Below are 18202 nucleotides of genomic sequence, written 5' to 3' on the forward strand. Positions count from 1 at the left end.
CGGGCCTTCCGAACGCTCACCAGCCCCGAAACCCTTCTCCCGGCGGCGAAACCTCAGTCGCGCAGGCGCTCCACGGCCTCCGCGACGAGGAGGTCGGGGGCGCGGTCGACGATCACGTCGAATCCGGCCTCGTCGGGCTCCAGATCCTCGAGCGTCGCGAGCTGCGAGTCCAGCAGCGACGCCGGCATGAAGTGGTCGGTCCGCGCGGCGGCCCGCGAGGCGAGCAATTCGCGGGATCCGGTCAGGTGCACGAAGACCACGTCGGGGGCGACCGCACGGATCCGGTCGCGGTACACGCGGCGCAGCGCGCTGCACGCCATGACCAGCCCTGTGCCGGATGCCGACGCGAAGGCGGCGCCGACGGCATCGAGCCACGGCCACCGGTCGTCGTCGGTCAGCGGGGTGCCGGCGTTCATCTTCGCCGTGTTGGCGGCGGGGTGCAGCCCGTCGGCATCCGCGAACGGCAGGCCCAGGGTCTCGGCGAGGGCGGTGCCGACGGTGGACTTGCCCGCCGCCGACACCCCCATCACGCACACCAGAGGCGTGCTCACCAGTCGTGGACCGTTCCGTCGGCGAGGCGGTTGTAGGGCAGGTACGCCTGCTCGTACGGGTACATGCCCGCCTCGTCCAGGTTCAGCTCGACGCCCAGGCCCGGGTTGTCGCCCGGGTGCAACAGGCCGTTCTGCCAGGTGAATGACTGCTCGAACACCTGGTCGGTCTTCTGACCGTGCTGCATGTACTCCTGGATGCCGAAGTTGTGGATCGCCAGCCCCAGGTGCATCTGCGCGGCCATGCCGACCGGCGAGATGTCGGTCGGGCCGTGGAAGCCGGACTTGATCTGGTACATCGCGGCGTAGTCGACGGTCTTCTTCAGCGGGGTGATGCCGCCCATGTGGGTGACCGCTCCGCGGACGTAGTCGATGAGCTGATCGCGGATGAGGTCCTTGAAGTCCCAGATCGTGTTGAAGATCTCGCCGATCGCGAGCGGTGTGGTGGTGTGCTGGCGGACGAGCTTCAGAGCCTCCTGGTTCTCGGCCGGGGTGCAGTCCTCGAGCCAGAACAGGTCATAGGGCTCGAGCGACTTTCCGAGCTTCGCCGCCTGCAGCGGAGTCATGCGGTGGTGGCCGTCATGCAGCAGCGGCATCTCGGGGCCGAACTCGTTGCGCACGGCCTCGAAGACGCCGGGAAGGTGACGCAGGTAGGCGCGGGTGTCCCAGTCCTCCTGCACCGGCTTGGCGCCGCGGCGGGCCGGCTCGTGGTCGTAGCGGGCCTCGCCGCCGCCGGTGTCGGCCGCCTGCGACGCGATGCCGTAGATCGCCTTGAGTCCGGGCACACCGGTCTGCACGCGGATCGCGCGGTATCCCTGCTCCTGGTGCGACCGGATGCTGTCGAACAGCTCGGGAAGCTCCTTGCCGGATGCGTGGCCGTACGCGAGCAGGCCCTCACGGGATGCACCGCCGAGCAACTGGTACAGCGGCATGCCTGCGGCCTTCGCCTTGATGTCCCACAGCGCCATGTCGACGGCGGCGATAGCAGCCATCGTCACGGGTCCGCGGCGCCAGTACGCCGAGCGGTACAGGAACTGCCAGGTGTCCTCGACCTTCGAGGCGTCCGAGCCGATCAGCAGCGGCACGACGTGCTCCTGCAGGTACGCGACGACCGACAGCTCGCGGCCGTTCAACGTCGCGTCTCCCAGTCCGGTGAGCCCCTCGGCCGTGGTCAGCTTCAGCGTGACGAAGTTGCGATCGGGGCTGGTGACGATGACTTCAGCCTTGTCGATGATCATGATTCCTCCCGTGGTGTCAGTTCTGAGTGACGTCGTCGGCGGCTCGGTGACAGCCTTGACGATATCCGATTCGGTGACACGCTCATCGATCAGCGTCAGCAGGGCCTCGACGGCGCGATCGCCCTGAGCCGCGGCCTGTGCGACTGCGACCCCGTTGGTGTCCTCAGGCAGTGCGCCCGAACGGGCCTGCGCGACCCACGCTCCGAGCACGCGGATGCTCGCGGCGGCATCCCGGCCGGCCTCGCGCTCCGCCAGCAGCACCTCCACGATGCGCATGCGCAGCTTGGTCGTGCCGTCCTTGCCGATCTGGGCGAGCAGGTGCTGGATGCGGGCGTTGTCGAAGCGGTCCAGCAGCGCCGCCCGGTAGTCGTCCAGGTTCAGGTCGGGCGCGGTGAGGTGCCGTGCGGACTCGTCCCACAGCTCGCCCACCCAGGCGCGGATCTGCGGGTCGCCGATCGCCTGCGCGACCGTCTCGTGTCCACGGGCGGCACCCGCGTAGGCGAGGAACGAGTGCGATCCGTTCAGCATCCACAGCTTGCGACGCTCGAACGGGTCGATGTCGTCGACGAAGCGCGCGCCGGCCTTCCCCGCGCTCTGAGATCGCTCCCGCGCAGCAGGTGCGCGATGCGGTCGATGCGAAGCGGGCGACGATGGATCACCTCTCGCACCCGATCGGAACCGCGACCGGAACCTACTCCGGGGAGGCGTAGTAGAACCTCAGCGATGCGCTCGATGCCGCAGATGCCGCTGCATCCGACCCGGAGCTGAGTCAGGAGGACGCCGACGACGTTCTGGCCCGGATCACCGCAGCACAGACGGCACTCGACGGATCGCTGAGCCTGGAGGGCGACGGCGTGACGTACAACGCCCATCGCTCGTTCGAGTTCGACGAGGCCGGCAAGCTGCCGTACGGAATCGCCGTCGAGGACCTCACGAACGGCGCCACCGCGCTCGTCGCCGAAGAGGAGGGGAACACGTTCCTGCGGCTCACGACCGAGGCCAGCGGGAAGGCGAATCTGAGAGAAGCTCATAGGCCATCGATTCGGGATCGACGGCTACGCCGACGCCTCCATCGACTTCGACGACTTCAGCGTCCAGGTCGTCGGGGAAACGGATCCCGCCGAGGGCTGAGCAGCGCTGAAAGAAGAGTTTCCGGCCTCCGATTCGTCTCGGAGGCCGGAACTTCTTCTTTCACCGGGTGGATGCGGGGGCCGTCAGGGGGCCGCGACCTCGGCGTGTGGCATCCGCTCGCGCATCACGCGGATGGCCTCGGGGTTGTCGTCGACGAGCACGGCGTCGCGGCCGAACGCCGATGCCACGGCCCCCGTCGTGCCCGACCCGGCGAACAGGTCGAGCACGCGGTCGCCGGGACGGCTGGAAGCCTGAACGATGCGCCGCAGGATCCCCTCCGGCTTCTGCGTCGGGTAGCCGGTCTTCTCCCGGCCCGTGGTCGGGACGATCGTGTGCCACCAGACGTCCGTGGGGAGCTTGCCGCGCGCGGCCTTCTCGGGGGTGACCAGCCCCGGAGCCATGTACGGCTCGCGGTCCACGTCGTCCGAGTTGAAGACGTGCCCGCCCGGCGTCTTCACGTAGACGAGGATCGTGTCGTGCTTGGTCGGCCAGCGCCGCCGCGACTTCGCACCGTAGTCGTATGCCCAGATCAGCTCATTGAGGAAGGCCTCGCGCCCGAACACCGCATCCAGCATGACCTTGGCGTAGTGCGCCTCGCGGTAGTCGAGGTGCAGATAGAGCGTGCCGTCGTCGGCGAGCAGGCGCCAGGCCTCTTCGAGCCGCGGCATGAGGAACGCGCCGTAATCGTCGAAGCGGTCGTCGTAGGAGCGCAGCATCCCGCGCACCCGCTCGTACTCGTGACCGTGGAATCCGTGCCGAACCTCCTTCAGCGGCTGCTCCGGTTGATAACTCCTCAGATCCACCTCCGAATCGGCGGGTTCGGCCGAAGAACCACCCGGCTGCGCCGATTCTTGAGGAGTTGTGAACATCCGACGGGCGGTGATCACCTGCCGAGCCTGGGCCCTGCCGGTGTTGAACGGCGGATCGAGGTAGATCATGGTGAAGGATGCCGATGGCAGCGTGCGCGCGACGTCGAGGTTGTCGCCCTGGATGACCCGGACGGCGCCGATCCGTGGCCCTTCGACGGGCTCAGGGGTCGAAGGGTCGGCGGACGCGGACTCACTCACGGCACACGGTGCAGCCACGCCTCGGTCGAGAACTTCGACGCGACGAGCGCCTCGGCATCCGCGTACTCGTCGGCCGTGATCGCGCCGTCCTCGGCATTCGTCAGCGAACGGAAGGTGTCCGTGAAGCGATCGATGATCTCGGCGCGGCTGAGTCCAGTCTGCGTGCGCAGCGGGTCGACGCGCTTGGCGGCAGAGGTCGTGCCCTTGTCGCTGAGCTTCTCGCGCCCGATGCGCAGCACCTCGGTCATGACCTGGCCGTCGATGTCGTACGAGATCGTCGCGTGGTGCAGCACGCCACCGTTGGCGAGGCGCTTCTGCGCGGCGCCGCCGATCTTGCCCGTGGGGCTCGCGATGTCGTTGAGCGGCTGGTAGGTCGCATCGATTCCGAGCGAGCGCAGCGCCTGCAGCACCCAGTCGTCGAGGAACGCGTACGAGTCCGCGAACGTCAGACCCTGCACGAGGGATGCCGGCACATACAGCGAGTACGTGATGATCTGACCCGCAGCCATCATCATCGCCCCTCCGCCGGAGATGCGGCGGACGACGTCGAAGCCGTGCTTCGCCGCCCCCTCGGGGTCGACCTCGTTGCGGTAGGACTGGAACGAGCCGATGACGACGGCGGATTCGTCCCACTCCCAGATGCGCAGCGTCGGACGCCGTCGCCCCTCGCCGACCCGTGAGGTGAGCACCTCGTCGAGCGCGAGATTCATCCGCGGCGAGACGGCCTTCTCGTGCACGATCTCCCAGTCGAAGTCGCGCCAACCCGGAGCCGTCACGAGCGCGCGGCGCACGGCGGTCCCCACGGACTCCGGATTGAAGCCGAGCAGCTGAGCACCGGCGGGCAGGGCCGCCCGCACGGCGTCGGCGATGACCGTGGCGTCGGACTCCGCCGGCAGACCGTTGACCGCCGCATTGATGTCGTCGAGAGCCGAGTCCGGCTCGAGGAAGAAGTCGCCGGCGAGCCGGAAGTCCGTCAGCCTGCCGTCAGCGACCTCGACGTCGACGACCACGAGCTTTCCACCGGGGACCTTGTACTCACCATGCACGAGACCAGCTTAACGCCGGACCCCTCGACCGTCTCCGGGCCGGAGAGCCCGCGGCGTCAGCGGCTCGGGATGTGCTTGTCGAGCCAGGCGAGCAGGTCGGCGCGGACCTCCTGCTGCTGCAGTTCGTTGAAGATCTCGTGACGGGCATCCGGATACACGAGCGTCGTGACGTCGGTCAGACCCGAGCGCGAGCGGTACTCGTCCGCGAGCTTGTGCACGCTGTGCGGACCGCCGACCGGATCGTCGCGCCCCACCATGAGCAGCATCGGGATGTCGCGGCCGAGGTCCTTCGCCGGCCGTCCGTAGAGCTTGAACGCCTCGATCGGCCCGAACAGCTTCAGCAGCGGCACGTTGGTCGTCAGCGGGTCGTCGTCGAACTCCTGCCAGACGGCCTTGTCGCGGCTGAGCCATTCGTAGCCGGTGGCGTCCTTGTCCTCCCACTTGGCGTTCAGTGGTGCCGCGTTCAGGTCGCGGATCGTGCGCAGCGCCGAGCCGGAGAGCACGACGGCATCCCAGGCTTCCGGATGCTCGTTCACGAGCATCTGCGCGAGAAACGACCCCCACGAGTGTCCGAGCAGCACGAGGGGAAGATCCGGGTGCTCGTCCTTGATGATCCCGGTCAGCTGCCAGACGGCATCCTTCGCCGCACGCAGACCGCCCTTGCCGAGGTGCCCGAGCTTCGCAGGTCCGCCGTGCTGGCGGATGCCGGTGCGCCCGTGCCCGCGGTGATCGTCGGCGTAGACGATGAATCCGGCCGCGGTGAGGGCGGCGATGAGCTTGCCGTACCGTCCCGCGTGCTCGCCGACGCCGTGCAGCAGCTGCACGACGCCTCGGGGCGCGCCCTCGGCCGCGTGAACGTCGTAGACGATCGCGACGCCGTGCGCGTCGGTGAACTCCGAGGTCTGGGGCATGCGTCGAGTCTAGGGTCGCGGAGCCTCGCGCGTCAGAGGCCGAGGGCTTTCCGCACGGCGAATGCGGCGTCGCGGTCGGTGACGTCGTGCCCGCCCATGCTCGCCGCGACCGATCCGTCCGCGGGAGCGGCGATCGTGCGCTTGGCCGAGAAGTGCAGCGCATCGACGCCGACGGCGGCGAGCGCCGGGGCGGATGCCGCGTTCACCCCGCTGCCTGCCATCACCTCGATGCGCCCGGAAGCCGCACCCACCATCGCGCGCAGGATGTCGATGCCGCCCTGCGCCGTGGATGCTCCGCCGGAGCTGAGCACGCGGCGCAGACCCAGATCGATCGCCTGCTCGAGCGTCGTGACCGGGTCCGCGGTGACGTCGATCGCCCGATGCAGCGTGACCGATGCGGAGCCGGCGGCATCCCGCAGCCGTGCGAGCGCATCCGTGTCGAGCCCGCCCACCGGGTCGAGCGCCCCGACGACGACGCCGGCCGCTCCGGCCGCGACGGCCTGTTCGACGTCGCGCACCGACATCGCGATCTCGTCGGCGTCGTAGTGGAACCCGCCCGCGCGCGGGCGGATGAGGACGTGGATCTCGGGTCCGCCCTCCCCCGCCGCATCCAGCGCCAGCTCGAGCAGACCGATCGACGGCGTGAGCCCGCCGAGGGCGAGCGCCTGGGTCAGTTCGACGCGTGCCGCGCCGACCTCTCGGGCGATGCGGACTCCGGCGGCATCCTGGACGGCGATTTCGAGGGCGATCGTCACGGCATCCATTCTGCACTCCCGTTCCCCAGAAAACTTAGTTAGACTACCTAAGTAATGACCCACGATGATGACCTCCTCCACGACACCGCCACCGATCTGCGCCTCGCCACGTTCCGGCTCGCACGACGGCTGCGCCGCGAGCGCGCCCGCGACGACATCAGCGACGCGCACTTCGCCGTCCTCGCCAATCTGAAAGCACACGGCCGCATGGCCATCGGCGAGCTCGCCCAGCGCGAGCGGGTGAGCGCTCCGAGCATGTCCAGCAGCGTCGACGCCCTCGCCGAGGCGGGCCTCGTCATCCGTATGCCCTCCGAGGAGGATCGCCGCCGGGTCTACATCGAGATCACGGATGCCGGCATCGAGATCGTCACCGCGACCGTCCGCAAGCGCGACGCCGCCCTCGCCGACGCCCTGGCCGAGCTCGACTTCACGGCGAAGGAGCTGCACACGCTGCGCGAAGCCTCGGCCTTGATGCGGAAGGTGGTCGAACGATGAGCGCCATGTTCCGCTCGTTCACGAACGTCAACTACCGCATCTGGTTCCTCGGCGCCCTCGTCTCCAACATCGGCGGATGGATGCAGGCGACGGCCCAGGACTGGGTCGTGCTCACTGAGCTCACCGACAACGACGCCACCGCGATGGGCGTGACCATGGCGCTGCAGTTCGGTCCGCCGCTCGTGCTCGTCAGCCTCACCGGCTGGGTCGCCGACCGGTTCGACCGCCGGCGCATCCTGCTGCTGACCCAGTCCGTGCTCATGCTCCTCGCGCTCGGCGTCGCCGCCCTGCTGCTGACCGGCGTCATGACGCTGCCGCTGATGTTCTGCTTCGCCCTCGCCTTCGGCATCACGAACGCGTTCGACGCCCCGGCGCGTCAGGCGTTCGTGTCCGACATGGTGACGCTCGAGGACGCCTCGAACGCCGTCGCCCTGAACTCGGCCTCCTTCAACATGGCGCGCCTGATCGGACCGGCCGTCGGCGGCCTGCTCATCGTCGCCGTCGGCACCGGGTGGGTGTTCGTCGTCAACGCGGCCACGTTCCTGGCGATGCTCGTGGCGCTGATGCTGATCCGCCGCGGCGAGCTCATCCCCCGGGCGAAGAACAGCGGCCGCGGCGGTCTGGCCGAGGGCTTCCGGTACGTCTGGGCGCGCAGCGACCTCAAGGTCGTGTTCGTCATGGTGTTCCTCATCGGCGCGTTCGGCATGAACTTCCCCATCTACGCCTCCACGATGGCGCTCGAGTTCGGGAGAGAGGCCGACGGGTACGGCATCCTCAGTTCGATCCTCGCGATCGGCTCGCTGGCAGGAGCACTGCTCGCGGCCCGGCGCGATCGGGCGCGCGTGCGCGTGCTGATCGTCGCGGCGGGGCTCTTCGGCGCGGCATCCATCCTCTCCTCGGCCATGCCGACATACGGGACGTACGCCGCCGTCCTCGTCCTCGTCGGGTTCTCGACCGTCACCATGCTGACCACCGCGAACGGGTACGTGCAGACGACGACCGACCCGGCGCTGCGCGGGCGCGTGCTCGCCCTGTACATGGCCGTCGTGATGGGCTCGACCCCGATCGGCGCTCCCATCGCCGGATGGATCACGGATGCCGCGGGTCCGCGCGCGGCGATCCTCTTCGGCGGCGTCGCCGGGCTCGTCGCCGCGGGCGTCGGGCTGACGTGGATCATCGCCTCAGGACGGCTCCGTCGCGAGACCGGCGCGCGATTCCGCCTGACGCTCGACGAGACCCGGCCGATCACGATCGCGCCGGTGGACCCGGTGGAGTTCAGCGACGAGGTCGCCGCGGCGACCACTCCGATCCGCACGGAACGCACCGACTGATCCTGCGGGTTCGGGGTGCTTCTCGGTACCGTGTAGCCATGAGCTCTTCGGGGGAAGCACAGAACCGGGATGCCTCGGCATCCACCGCCTCGGATGCGGCGGAGGCCGCGCCACCGCCCCACCGGTCTCTGCCTCCGGTGCAGCGCTGGGTGTTCTGGCCGGCGGCGATCATCGTCATCCTGTTCGTCGCGTTCACGCTCATCGTCCCGGGCGTCGCGGAGAGTCTGTTCACGACCATCCAGACGAGCATCGTCAACGCCTTCAACTGGTACTACGTGCTCATCGCCGCGGTATTCGTGGCGTTCAGCCTGTTCCTCGGCTTCAGCAAGTACGGCGACATCAAGCTCGGCAAGGACGACGACGAACCCGAGTTCTCGCTGATGAGCTGGTTCTCGCTGCTGTTCGCCGCCGGCATGGGCATCGGGCTCGTCTTCTACGGCGTCTCAGAGCCGCTCACCCATTTCGTGACGCCGCGCCCCGGCGTCACCGGCACCCCGGAGCAGCTCGCGCAGGCGGCCCTCGGCCAGACCTACCTGCACTGGGGCGTGCACGCCTGGTCGATCTACGTCGTGATCGGTCTCGCCCTGGCGTATGCGATCCACCGTCGCCGCCGCCCGATCTCGATCCGGTGGACGCTCGAACCCCTGCTCGGCAAGCGCGTGGAAGGCGGCTGGGGGCACGTGATCGACGTCATCGCGCTCGTCGGCACCCTGTTCGGCGTGGCCACCTCGCTCGGACTCGGCGTGCTGCAGATCAGCGCCGGCCTCGACGTCGCCGGCATCGCCGATCCCGACGAGACGACGCAGATCGTCATCATCCTCATCATCTCGGTGTTCGTGCTCGCCTCCGTGCTCTCGGGAGTCACGAAGGGCATGAAGTGGCTGTCGAACATCAACCTGATCATGGCCGGCATCCTCGTGCTGTACCTGCTGGTGGTCGGCCCGAGCGAGTTCCTGCTGCGCGACTTCGTGCAGTCGATCGGGTACTACATCCAGAACTTCATCGGCCTCTCGTTCAACGTCAGCGCGTTCCAGGGCGAGGCGGGCGAAGCCTGGCAGGCGAGCTGGACCTCGTTCTACTGGGGCTGGTGGATGTCGTGGGCGCCGTTCGTCGGCATCTTCATCGCCCGTATCTCGAAGGGACGCACGGTCCGCCAGTTCGTCGCAGGCGTCATCCTCGTGCCGACCCTGATCGGCATCCTGTGGTTCGCGGTCATGGGCGGGTCGGCACTGGCGATGGAGCTGGAGAACCCGGGCATCCTCCGCAACAGCGAAGGCGGGGTCGACCTGCAGGGCGCGCTGTTCGAGATGCTCCAGCACGTGCCGGGCAGCACGATCGCGAGCTTCGGCGTGCTGTTCCTGATCGCGATCTTCTTCATCACCTCGGCGGACTCCGGAGCGCTCGTGATGGGCATGATCGCCACGGGCGGCCAGCAGAACCCGAAGCGCTGGATCCGCACCTTCTTCGTCGCGGTCACGGCGGCCCTCGCGATCGCGCTGCTGCTGGCCGGCGGCCTGACGGCGCTGCAGACCGCGGCGATCACGATCGCCCTGCCGTTCAGCGTGGTCATGCTGCTGATCTGCTGGTCGACGATCGTCGCGTTCACGCGCGAACGTCGTGCGTACGCGCGAGCAGAACGCGCACAGCTCATCGACAAGATCGGCGACTACTACGGCCTCGAGGTCGAGTCGCGCGATGCGGGAGGCGTGCTCGGTGCGCAGCCGCGCTGGCTGCGGCAGCTGCAGAAGCGGCTGGGCATGCCCGTTTCGCCCACGACGCCCATCCGCATTCCGCAGGCGATCCTCGATGCGGAGCGCAGCGCGGACGCGGGACCTGCCACGCTCGACGTCGACGAGCTGGTCTCATCGGATGAGCTGTCCGGGTACGACGACCACGACGTCCCCTCCCACGGCGAGGACGAGGCCCCGCCGGTGAGGTAGCGTAGCCCTCCCGGCGCTCAAGTAACGCAAATGACCCCATCCTGCGCCCGGATGGGGTCATTTGCGTTACTTGAAAGTGGGTCAGCCCGCGAGGACCACGCGCAGCTGCTCAAGCGCCCAGTCGATCTCGGTCGCGCGGATCACCAGCGGCGGCGCGATGCGGATCGTCTGCCCGTGCGTGTCCTTGACGAGCACGCCGCGCTCCATGAGCTTCTCGCTGATCTCGCGTCCGGTGCCGCGTGCCGGGTCGATGTCGACACCGGCCCACAGGCCCGCGACGCGGATGCCGGTGACGCCGTCGCCGACGAGCTTCTCGAGCCCCGCGCGCAGGTGCTCCCCGAGCTGGCGGGCGCGATCCTGGAACTCGCCGGTCTCGAGCATCTCGACCACACGGAGTCCGACCGCGGCCGCGAGCGGGTTGCCGCCGAACGTCGAGCCGTGCTCGCCGGGGCGGATGACGCCGAGGACGTCGCGGTTCCCCACGACGGCGGAGACGGGCAGGATGCCGCCGCCGAGCGCCTTGCCGAGCAGGTACAGGTCCGGGACGACGCCCTCGCGGTCGCAGGCGAACGTCTCGCCGACGCGGCCGAGGCCCGCCTGGATCTCGTCGGCGATGAACAGCACGTTCTTCTCGTCGCAGATCTCGCGGATGCGCTTCAGGTACCCCTCCGGCGGGATGATGACGCCGGCCTCGCCCTGGATGGGCTCGACGAGGACCGCTGCAGTCTCATCGGTGATGGCGGCGGCGATGGCATCCGCATCCCCGTAGGGCACGGCGTCGAAGCCGGGTGTGAACGGGCCGAACCCGTCGCGCGCGGTGTCGTCGTCGCTGAAGCTGACGATCGTCGTCGTGCGGCCGTGGAAGTTGCCGGCGGCGACGACGATGCGCGCCTTGCCGGCGGGGATGCCCTTGACGCGGTAGCCCCAGGCACGGGCGACCTTGATGCCCGTCTCGACGGCCTCGGCGCCGGTGTTCATCGGCAGGACGAGCTCCTTGCCGCACAGGCGCGCGAGCGCCTCTGCGAACGGCTCGAGCCGGTCGTTCATGAACGCACGGCTGGTGAGGGTGACACGTCCGAGCTGCTGTACGGTCGCCTCGACGAGAGAGGGATGCCGGTGCCCGAAGTTCACGGCCGAGTAGGCGGCGAGGAGGTCGAGGTAGCGCTTGCCGTCGACGTCCGTGACCCACACGCCCTCACCGGACTCGATGGTGACGGGCAGCGGGTGGTAGTTCTCCGCGACGTGCGCCTCGGCGGCCACGTCCGCCGGACCCTGAGCCTGTCGAAGGGCGCTCACTTCGCACCGCTCTCGCTCAGTGCACCGCGCAGTTCGAGCGTGCAGCACTTGATACCGCCACCGCCGAGCAGCAGCTCGGACAGGTCGACCGTGATGGGGTTGTAGCCGCGCTCGCGCAGCTGCTTCTCGAACCCCGTGGCGCGCGGCGAGATGATGACGTTGTAGCCGTCGCTGGCCGAGTTCAGGCCGAACACGGCGCCGTCCTCATCCGAGACGAGGATCGCGTCGGGGAAGCGCTCCTCGAGGATCGCGCGGCTCGCGTCGTCGAATGCTCCGGGCAGGTAGGCGATGTTCGCCTTCTCGGGGCCGCCGTTCTCTGCACCGATGACCGGGTCGAGCACGGTGAGCGCGGTGTCGAGGTGGTAGAAGCGCGGGTCGATGAGCGTGAGCGTGACGACCTCACGGCCGAAGACCTCGGCGACCTCGCGGTGACTGTCGCCGGCGGAGCGGAAGCCGGTTCCGGCGAGGATGACGTCGCCGGCGAGCAGGAAGTCGCCCTCGCCCTCATTGACCTCTTCGGGCAGGACGGTGTCGAAGCCGTTGGCGCGGAACCACTCGGCGAACGCGGGCGCCTCGCCGGCACGCTCCTCGAAGTAGAACTTCGGCACGTACGCGCGGTTATCGATGAGGAAGCCGCCGTTGGCGGTGTAGACCATGTCGGGGTAGCCCGCGAGCGGTTCGATGAGCTCGACCTCATGGCCGAGCTCGAGGTACAGGTCGTACAGCTTCTGCCACTGCTCGACGGCCTTGGCCGTGTCGGTGGGCTTGGCGGGCTCCATCCACGGGTTGATCTTGTAGCTGACCGTGAAGTGCTCCGGCTTGCACATCAGGTAGCGGCGGTGCTGCGCGGTGCGGGTGACAGCTGCGGAAAGCGTGGTCTGAGGCGTCGACATGGTGCTCCTTGAAAGGGGGACGCGGCGGACGCTGTCCAGGGGCCCGGCGGAAGTTCGACCCGCGGTCGGGGAAGATGCGCTCAGGGCACGCCGGATCTATTTTGACATCCGGCACGCCCTGATCGCCACCGGCACGTCGGGGTTCACTCCTGCGCGAGCACCACGACCTTGCCCACGGTGCGACCGGACTCGAGGCGCTCCAGGCCCGAAACCGCGGCATCCCAGGGCAGGGTCTGCTCGATGACCGGGGCGATGCGGCCGTCGGCGACCAGCGCGACGAGCTGCTCGTTGACCTCGCGCTTCGCCACGGCCATGACCATGCGAATGCTCCGGCGCGAGCCGATCGAGAGGAACATCGCCCGCAGCATCCGCGGGATGGGGCCGAGCACGCGCCCGCCCTCCCCGCCGACCATCGCGACGGTTCCGGTCGGGGTCACGAGTCTGCGCAGACGACGCAGCGGCAGATTGCCTGCGATGTCGATGATCGCGTCGAAGGATGCCGGGATGCTCGACACATCGGTGCTGCGATAGTCGAACGTGCGGGTCGCGCCGAGGGATTCGACGAGCTTCCGGTTGGGCTCGCCACACGTGGCCCACACCTCTGCTCCCCGGAGCGCAGCGAGCTGCACGACGAACGTTCCCACTCCGCCGGACGCCCCGAGTACCAGCACGCGCTGCCCGGGCTCCACACCGGCGACATCGAGCGCCTGCACGGCCGTGCCGCCGGAGATCGGCAGGGTCGCGGCGATCTCGGGCGCCACCTCCGCAGGGCGAGCGACGACGCGGTCGACGCGCGCGACAGCGAACGGGGCGAGCCCGCCGCCGCCGTCGAGCTCCACGACGACCTCCTCGCCGATGCGGCCCGCGTCTACCCCCTCGCCGACGCCGACGATCGCTCCGGCGACGTCATTGCCGCGGATCGGCTGCTTCGGCCGGCGGATCCCGAACGTGAGCCGCATGAGCAGCGGGTCGCCCTGCATGAGATGCACGTCGGCGGCATTGAGCGCCGTGGCCCGCACCCGCACCAGCACCTCTCCCTTGCCGGGCTGCGGGGTGGCGACGGTCTCCTGCCTGGTGCCGCTCGCCGGGCCGTACTGACCGTTCAGCCACGCGGGCATGGTGGCCGGTCCCTGAGCCCGTCGAAGGGTCGTGTTCATACGTCAGTCCTCCGGGTACTGGAAGAGGTCATCGATGCCGACCTCGAACGCGCGGGCGATCTGGAAGGCGAGTTCGAGCGTGGGCGAGTACTTGCCCTGCTCGATGGCGATCAGCGTCTGCCGGGTGACGCCGATGCGGCCGGCGAGGTCGGCCTGCGTGATGCCGGCCTCCTCGCGGCGCGAGCGGATGCTGTTGGTGACGAGCGTGGGCTTGACCATCACACGAGCCCGCGGCGGTAGGCGATGACGCGGGCGACGCCGCCGACGAACGCCGAGACGGCGAAGCCGAGGAACATCGCGTTGGCGATCCAGAAGAGGTGCGCGCCGACGGCGCACAGCACGATGACCCCGAGCCCGGCGATCACGAGCAGCGAGTGCTCGACGCGGCCGCCCATCCGGTCGATGTCGCGATCGCGGACGTCGGATGCCGTCGCCCCTTTCGGGTCGCGGAGGCCGGCGACGATCCCCCAGAGGATGCTGAGGACGATCGTCCCGGCGATGCTGAGCCCGATCGCCCACAGCATGTTCGGGACCCAGTCGACCGCCGTGAGCGGACCGCCTCCCGCCTGCTGGAGCGTCACGAGGATGTAGATCGGGACCATGACGACAGTCGCGACGAGCGTCGACCAGACGTTGCGTTCTGCGTAGACCATGACGACCTCCGATGTAAAAGATTCTTGACACGATGACCGTACCGCCGCCACGGCAGTCATGTCAAGAATCTTTTACATTGACGCGTCAGATGATGTCGGCGCTCCAGTCGTCCGGGTTGCCGAAGCGATGCGCCGTGATGGCGATGGCCTGCTCGTGCACGAACGGCAGCAGTTCGATCCGCCCTGCCGACGTCACCTCGCCGTCGTACACCGCGAGATCGGGGTCGCCGCCCACCGCCGCCGCCAGCGCGCGGTGCAGTTCTGCGACCGCATCCCGCGATCCGACCAGGCGCACGCGCGAGGCCCGCGGCGGAGCATCCGCATCGAGCAGCTCGTCCCGCGGCGCGGACATCCGGGCGATCCACTCCTCATCGCTCTCAACCGCCACCGCGACCCGGAGCTCCGACAGCGCCCGGCGCACCTCTGCGGGCAGGCCGACCGGCGCCGATAGGAAGAACGTCGACCCGGTGCGGATGCCGGCCACGACCACGCGCAGCAGTTCGTGCCAGCCAGCATCGCCCGTGGCACGGATCATCACCGGCACGGGACGGTAGCGGAACAGGTTCCGCTCGACGCCGAGCTGCGACACGTCGCGCACCCGCCCGAACTCGCGGTCCCACGCGATCGCATCCGACAGGGCGCCGCGGCGCAGCCATTCGAAGCTCTCGTAGTCCAGCGACGGCTGAGCCGCTTCGATGAGGTCGGTGATGCGCGAGTCGAGCCCGCGCAGATGCAGGGTGCTGGATGCCGCTCCCCCGCTGCTCGCACGCCACCGGCCGAGCCCGATGAGATAGTTCGGTCCGCCGGCCTTCGCACCCGGTCCGACCGACGAGCGCTTCCAGCCGCCGAAGGGCTGACGCTGCACGATGGCCCCGGTGATGCCCCGGTTGACATACAGGTTGCCGGCCTGCACGCGGTCGAGCCACGTCGCGAGGTCCTGCGGATCCTGCGTGTGCAGCCCCGCCGTCAGCCCGTAGTCGACGGCGTTCTGCATCTCGACGGCGCGCTCGAGGTTCGGCGCGTGCATGATGCCGAGCACGGGGCCGAAGAACTCCTCCTTGTGGAACCGCGATCCCGGCTGGACTCCGACGCGGACCCCGGGGCGCCACATCCGCCCCGTCTCATCCCCGGGTACGGGCGACGGCTCGATCAGCCACTGCTCGTCGCCCTCGAGTTCCGTGAGCGCCCAGGCGAGCTTGCCCTGCGGCTTCTCGATCACCGGGCCCATCTCGCTCAGGGCATCCGCCGGCCAGCCGACGTGCAGCGAACGGACGGCATCCACCAGCTGCCGCGCGAAGCGCTTGGATCGCCCGACCGGGCCGACGAGGATGACGAGCGACGCCGCCGAGCACTTCTGCCCTGCGTGCCCGAAGGCGCTCCCCACGAGGTCGGCGACCGCGAGATCGAGGTCCGCCGACGGCGCGATGACGATCGCGTTCTTGCCACTCGTCTCGGCCAGCAGCGGCAGGTCCGGCCGCCAGGAGCGGAAGAGGGCTGCGGTGTCCCAGGAACCGGTGAGGATGACGCGGTCGACGAGCTCGTGGGAGATCAGCTGGCGGCCGAGCTCCCCCTCCTCGATGTCGACGAGCGCGAGAACGTCGCGCGGGATGCCGGCCTCCCACAGCGCTTCGGCGATCACCGCGGCGCATCGGCGCGCCTGCGGCGCGGGTTTGAAGACGACGCCCGAGCCCGCGGCGAGCGCGGCCAGCGCGCCGCCCGCCGGGATCGCGAGCGGGAAGTTCCAGGGCGGGGTGACGACCGTGATCCGCGCCGGTTCGAAGGCTGCGCCGGCGACGGCATCCAGCTCGCGGGCCTTGGCGGCGTAGTACCGGGCGAAGTCGACCGCCTCGCTGACCTCGATGTCGGCCTCGGCGAGCACCTTGCCCGTCTCGGATGCGGCGACCTCGATGAGTTCCGCGCGCCGCGCCTCCAGCGCCGCCGCCGCGCGCAGCAGCGTCTCGGCGCGCTCGGCGGCCGGGCGCGCACCCCATGCGGGTGCCGCATCGTGCACCCTGCGGATCCGCTCCTCGAGAAGCCCGGCATCGTCGACGAGGGCTGCGCGGAGGGTGGCGTCTCCGGCGGTCGAGTCCTGGATGCGCGATCGGATCTCGCGGGCCCAATCGCGGTTGGCGGGCAGTGCCGGGTCGCTGTCGGAGGTGTTGTGGAATCCCGGTGCGCCGGCGGGTTCGGCGTCCACCTCGCGCGGCGAGTACACGGCCGTCTCGACGAACGCATCGCCGCCACCCGAACCGCGGGCGATGCCGAGCACCGCCTTGGTGAGATCTTCCTCCGCCGCCGGGGCGGGTGCGGCGGGTCGCAGCGACTCGTGCACGGGTGTCTGCCGGTTCTGGGTGCGCAGCGGCACGATGCGCAGCGTCCTGTCGCGCGAGCGCTCGAGCGCCGCGAGGAACCGGTCGCGCTCGCGGGCGAACAGGCTCTCGTCGTCGTGCAGGTGGAAGGCGGCGGACAGGAAGTTGTCGTGCTCCGCACTCTCCTCGAGGCGGCGCACGAGATAGCTGATGGCGACGTCGAACTCGGCAGGACTGACGACCGGCACGTACAGCAGTACGTGCCCGACCTCGCGCGACACGGCCTGCACCTGCCCCTGCGCCATGCCGAGCAGCATCTCGAACTCGATCGCGTCGCGGACATCCCGCTCGCCCGCGAGCAGCCAGGCGTACGCGATGCCGAAGAGGTTGTGTCCGGCGATGCCCACGCGCACGGCCGCCGTGTTCTCCGGGCGCAGCGCCTCGTCGAGGACGCGCAGGTAGTTCGCGTCGGTGTCGAGCTTGGTGTCGTAGGTGGCGAGCGGCCAGCCGTGCATTCTGGCATCCACTCGCTCCATCGGCAGATTCGCGCCCTTGACCAGCCGCACCTTGATCGGCGCGCCGCCGTGCATGACGCGATCCTTCGCCCAGGCGGTCAATTCCCGCATGGCAGCGAGCGCGTCGGGCAGGTACGCCTGAAGGACGATGCCGGCCTCCAGCCCTCGGAGCCCCGGGTCCTCGAGGATGCGGGTGAACACCGCGATCGTGAGGTCGAGGTCGCGGTACTCCTCCATGTCGAGGTTGATGAAGGTGCCGGTCTCGGCCGCGGTGGCGTACAACGGGGCGAGACGATCGGCGACGCGTTCGACGACCTCGTCGAACGCCCACATCGACAGATGACTCATGACGGACGAGACCTTGACCGACACGTAGTCCACGTCGTCGCGGCGGATGAGGTCGTGGATGCCGTCGAGCCGGCGCTTGGCCTCATCCTCACCGAGCACGGCCTCGCCGAGCAGGTTCAGGTTCAGCCGGGCGCCGCTCTCGCGCAGCTTCGCGATCGTCGCCTCGAGCTTGGCGGGGCGCGCATCCACCACGAGATGGCCGACCATCTCGCGCAGCACCCGTCGCGCGATCGGTACCACGGGCGCGGGCAGGGCCGGCGCGATGCCGCCGCCGACGCGGACGGCGCCGCGCAGATACCAGGGCAGGAACTCCGGCACGATCGGCGCGATCCGCTGCAGTTGCGCGGCCGCGGCGGACAGGCTCTCCGGGCGCATCACGCCGTCGACGAACCCGAGGGTGAAGGGCAGGCCGTTCTCGTCCTGCAGCACGTCGGCGAGCCGGGCCGCCGACGGGTCGACCTCCGCCTCTGATGCCTCGATGATCCAGCGCTGCGCGAGCTGCACGGCACGATCGGCGAGGGAGGCTGCCTTCTGGTCGGGCGACTCGGACATGAGATCAGCCTAAATCC

Annotated in this window: 15 protein-coding genes and 1 pseudogene; 3 read left to right on the forward strand and 13 right to left on the reverse strand. The window is 69.4% G+C overall.

The genetic code is table 11. The features are described from left to right. Positions 1-53: 53 nt before the first annotated feature. The 7 genes and pseudogenes from AB0269_RS08105 to AB0269_RS08135 form a co-directional block, all read right to left on the reverse strand. Positions 54-551, reverse strand: a complete 498-nt coding sequence (locus AB0269_RS08105) for a gluconokinase (RefSeq protein WP_366210702.1) — start codon at positions 549-551, stop codon at positions 54-56. Continuing rightward, on the reverse strand, positions 548-1786 hold the full coding sequence (gene manD / locus AB0269_RS08110) for a D-mannonate dehydratase ManD (RefSeq protein ID WP_366211445.1): 1239 nt from the start codon (positions 1784-1786) through the stop codon (positions 548-550). The genes AB0269_RS08105 and manD overlap by 4 nt, the downstream gene beginning before the upstream one ends. Before the next feature lie 105 nt (positions 1787-1891). Then, positions 1892-2365 (reverse strand): annotated as a pseudogene (locus tag AB0269_RS08115) (mannitol dehydrogenase family protein); the annotation flags it as partial. Between the two features lie 635 nt (positions 2366-3000). Continuing rightward, positions 3001-3927 (reverse strand): DNA methyltransferase, encoded by a 927-nt coding sequence (locus AB0269_RS08120; protein WP_366211446.1) that lies wholly within the window; start codon positions 3925-3927, stop codon positions 3001-3003. A gap of 53 nt (positions 3928-3980) precedes the next feature. Beyond that, entirely contained in the window at positions 3981-5030 is a 1050-nt protein-coding gene (locus tag AB0269_RS08125; protein ID WP_366210703.1) for a biotin/lipoate A/B protein ligase family protein, read from the reverse strand. 56 nt (positions 5031-5086) lie between these two features. Next, positions 5087-5941 (reverse strand): alpha/beta hydrolase, encoded by an 855-nt coding sequence (locus AB0269_RS08130; protein ID WP_366210704.1) that lies wholly within the window; start codon positions 5939-5941, stop codon positions 5087-5089. 32 nt (positions 5942-5973) lie between these two features. After that, a complete protein-coding gene (locus AB0269_RS08135) occupies positions 5974-6696 on the reverse strand; it encodes a copper homeostasis protein CutC (RefSeq protein WP_366210705.1) in 723 nt (240 codons plus the stop codon). Positions 6697-6750: 54 nt separating this feature from the next. On the opposite strand from AB0269_RS08135, the gene AB0269_RS08140 reads away from it, so the two are divergent. Genes AB0269_RS08140 through AB0269_RS08150 form a run of 3 tightly spaced genes read left to right on the forward strand, consistent with a single transcriptional unit; the run spans position 6751 to position 10462 of the window. Then, complete coding sequence (locus tag AB0269_RS08140) at positions 6751-7191, forward strand: MarR family transcriptional regulator (RefSeq protein ID WP_366210706.1); 441 nt, start codon at positions 6751-6753, stop codon at positions 7189-7191. Positions 7192-7196: 5 nt separating this feature from the next. Continuing rightward, positions 7197-8522, forward strand: coding sequence for an MFS transporter (locus tag AB0269_RS08145; protein ID WP_366211447.1), 1326 nt, complete (start codon positions 7197-7199; stop codon positions 8520-8522). 38 nt (positions 8523-8560) lie between these two features. Then, the gene (locus AB0269_RS08150) at positions 8561-10462 is read left to right on the forward strand and encodes a BCCT family transporter (RefSeq protein WP_366210707.1); all 1902 of its coding nucleotides are present in this window, start codon (positions 8561-8563) and stop codon (positions 10460-10462) included. A gap of 81 nt (positions 10463-10543) precedes the next feature. On the opposite strand, the gene rocD is transcribed toward AB0269_RS08150, so the two are convergent. The 6 genes from rocD to AB0269_RS08180 form a co-directional block, all read right to left on the reverse strand. Beyond that, the gene (gene rocD, locus AB0269_RS08155) at positions 10544-11758 is read right to left on the reverse strand and encodes an ornithine--oxo-acid transaminase (RefSeq protein ID WP_366210708.1); all 1215 of its coding nucleotides are present in this window, start codon (positions 11756-11758) and stop codon (positions 10544-10546) included. Beyond that, positions 11755-12651: a dimethylargininase gene (ddaH, locus tag AB0269_RS08160; RefSeq protein WP_366210709.1), complete on the reverse strand. Its 897-nt coding sequence runs from the start codon at positions 12649-12651 to the stop codon at positions 11755-11757. Before ddaH ends, rocD begins: the two co-directional genes overlap by 4 nt. Before the next feature lie 143 nt (positions 12652-12794). Next, a complete protein-coding gene (locus AB0269_RS08165; protein ID WP_366210711.1) occupies positions 12795-13808 on the reverse strand; it encodes an NAD(P)-dependent alcohol dehydrogenase in 1014 nt (337 codons plus the stop codon). A 3-nt stretch (positions 13809-13811) separates the two neighbouring features. Next, positions 13812-14027 (reverse strand): helix-turn-helix transcriptional regulator, encoded by a 216-nt coding sequence (locus tag AB0269_RS08170; RefSeq protein WP_366210712.1) that lies wholly within the window; start codon positions 14025-14027, stop codon positions 13812-13814. After that, the gene (locus AB0269_RS08175) at positions 14027-14461 is read right to left on the reverse strand and encodes a hypothetical protein (protein ID WP_366210713.1); all 435 of its coding nucleotides are present in this window, start codon (positions 14459-14461) and stop codon (positions 14027-14029) included. The genes AB0269_RS08170 and AB0269_RS08175 overlap by 1 nt, the downstream gene beginning before the upstream one ends. Before the next feature lie 85 nt (positions 14462-14546). After that, positions 14547-18185: a bifunctional proline dehydrogenase/L-glutamate gamma-semialdehyde dehydrogenase gene (locus AB0269_RS08180; RefSeq protein WP_366210714.1), complete on the reverse strand. Its 3639-nt coding sequence runs from the start codon at positions 18183-18185 to the stop codon at positions 14547-14549. Positions 18186-18202: the final 17 nt, after the last annotated feature.

The sequence above is a fragment of the Microbacterium sp. NPDC077644 genome (assembly GCF_040702785.1).
GTDB lineage: Bacteria > Actinomycetota > Actinomycetes > Actinomycetales > Microbacteriaceae > Microbacterium.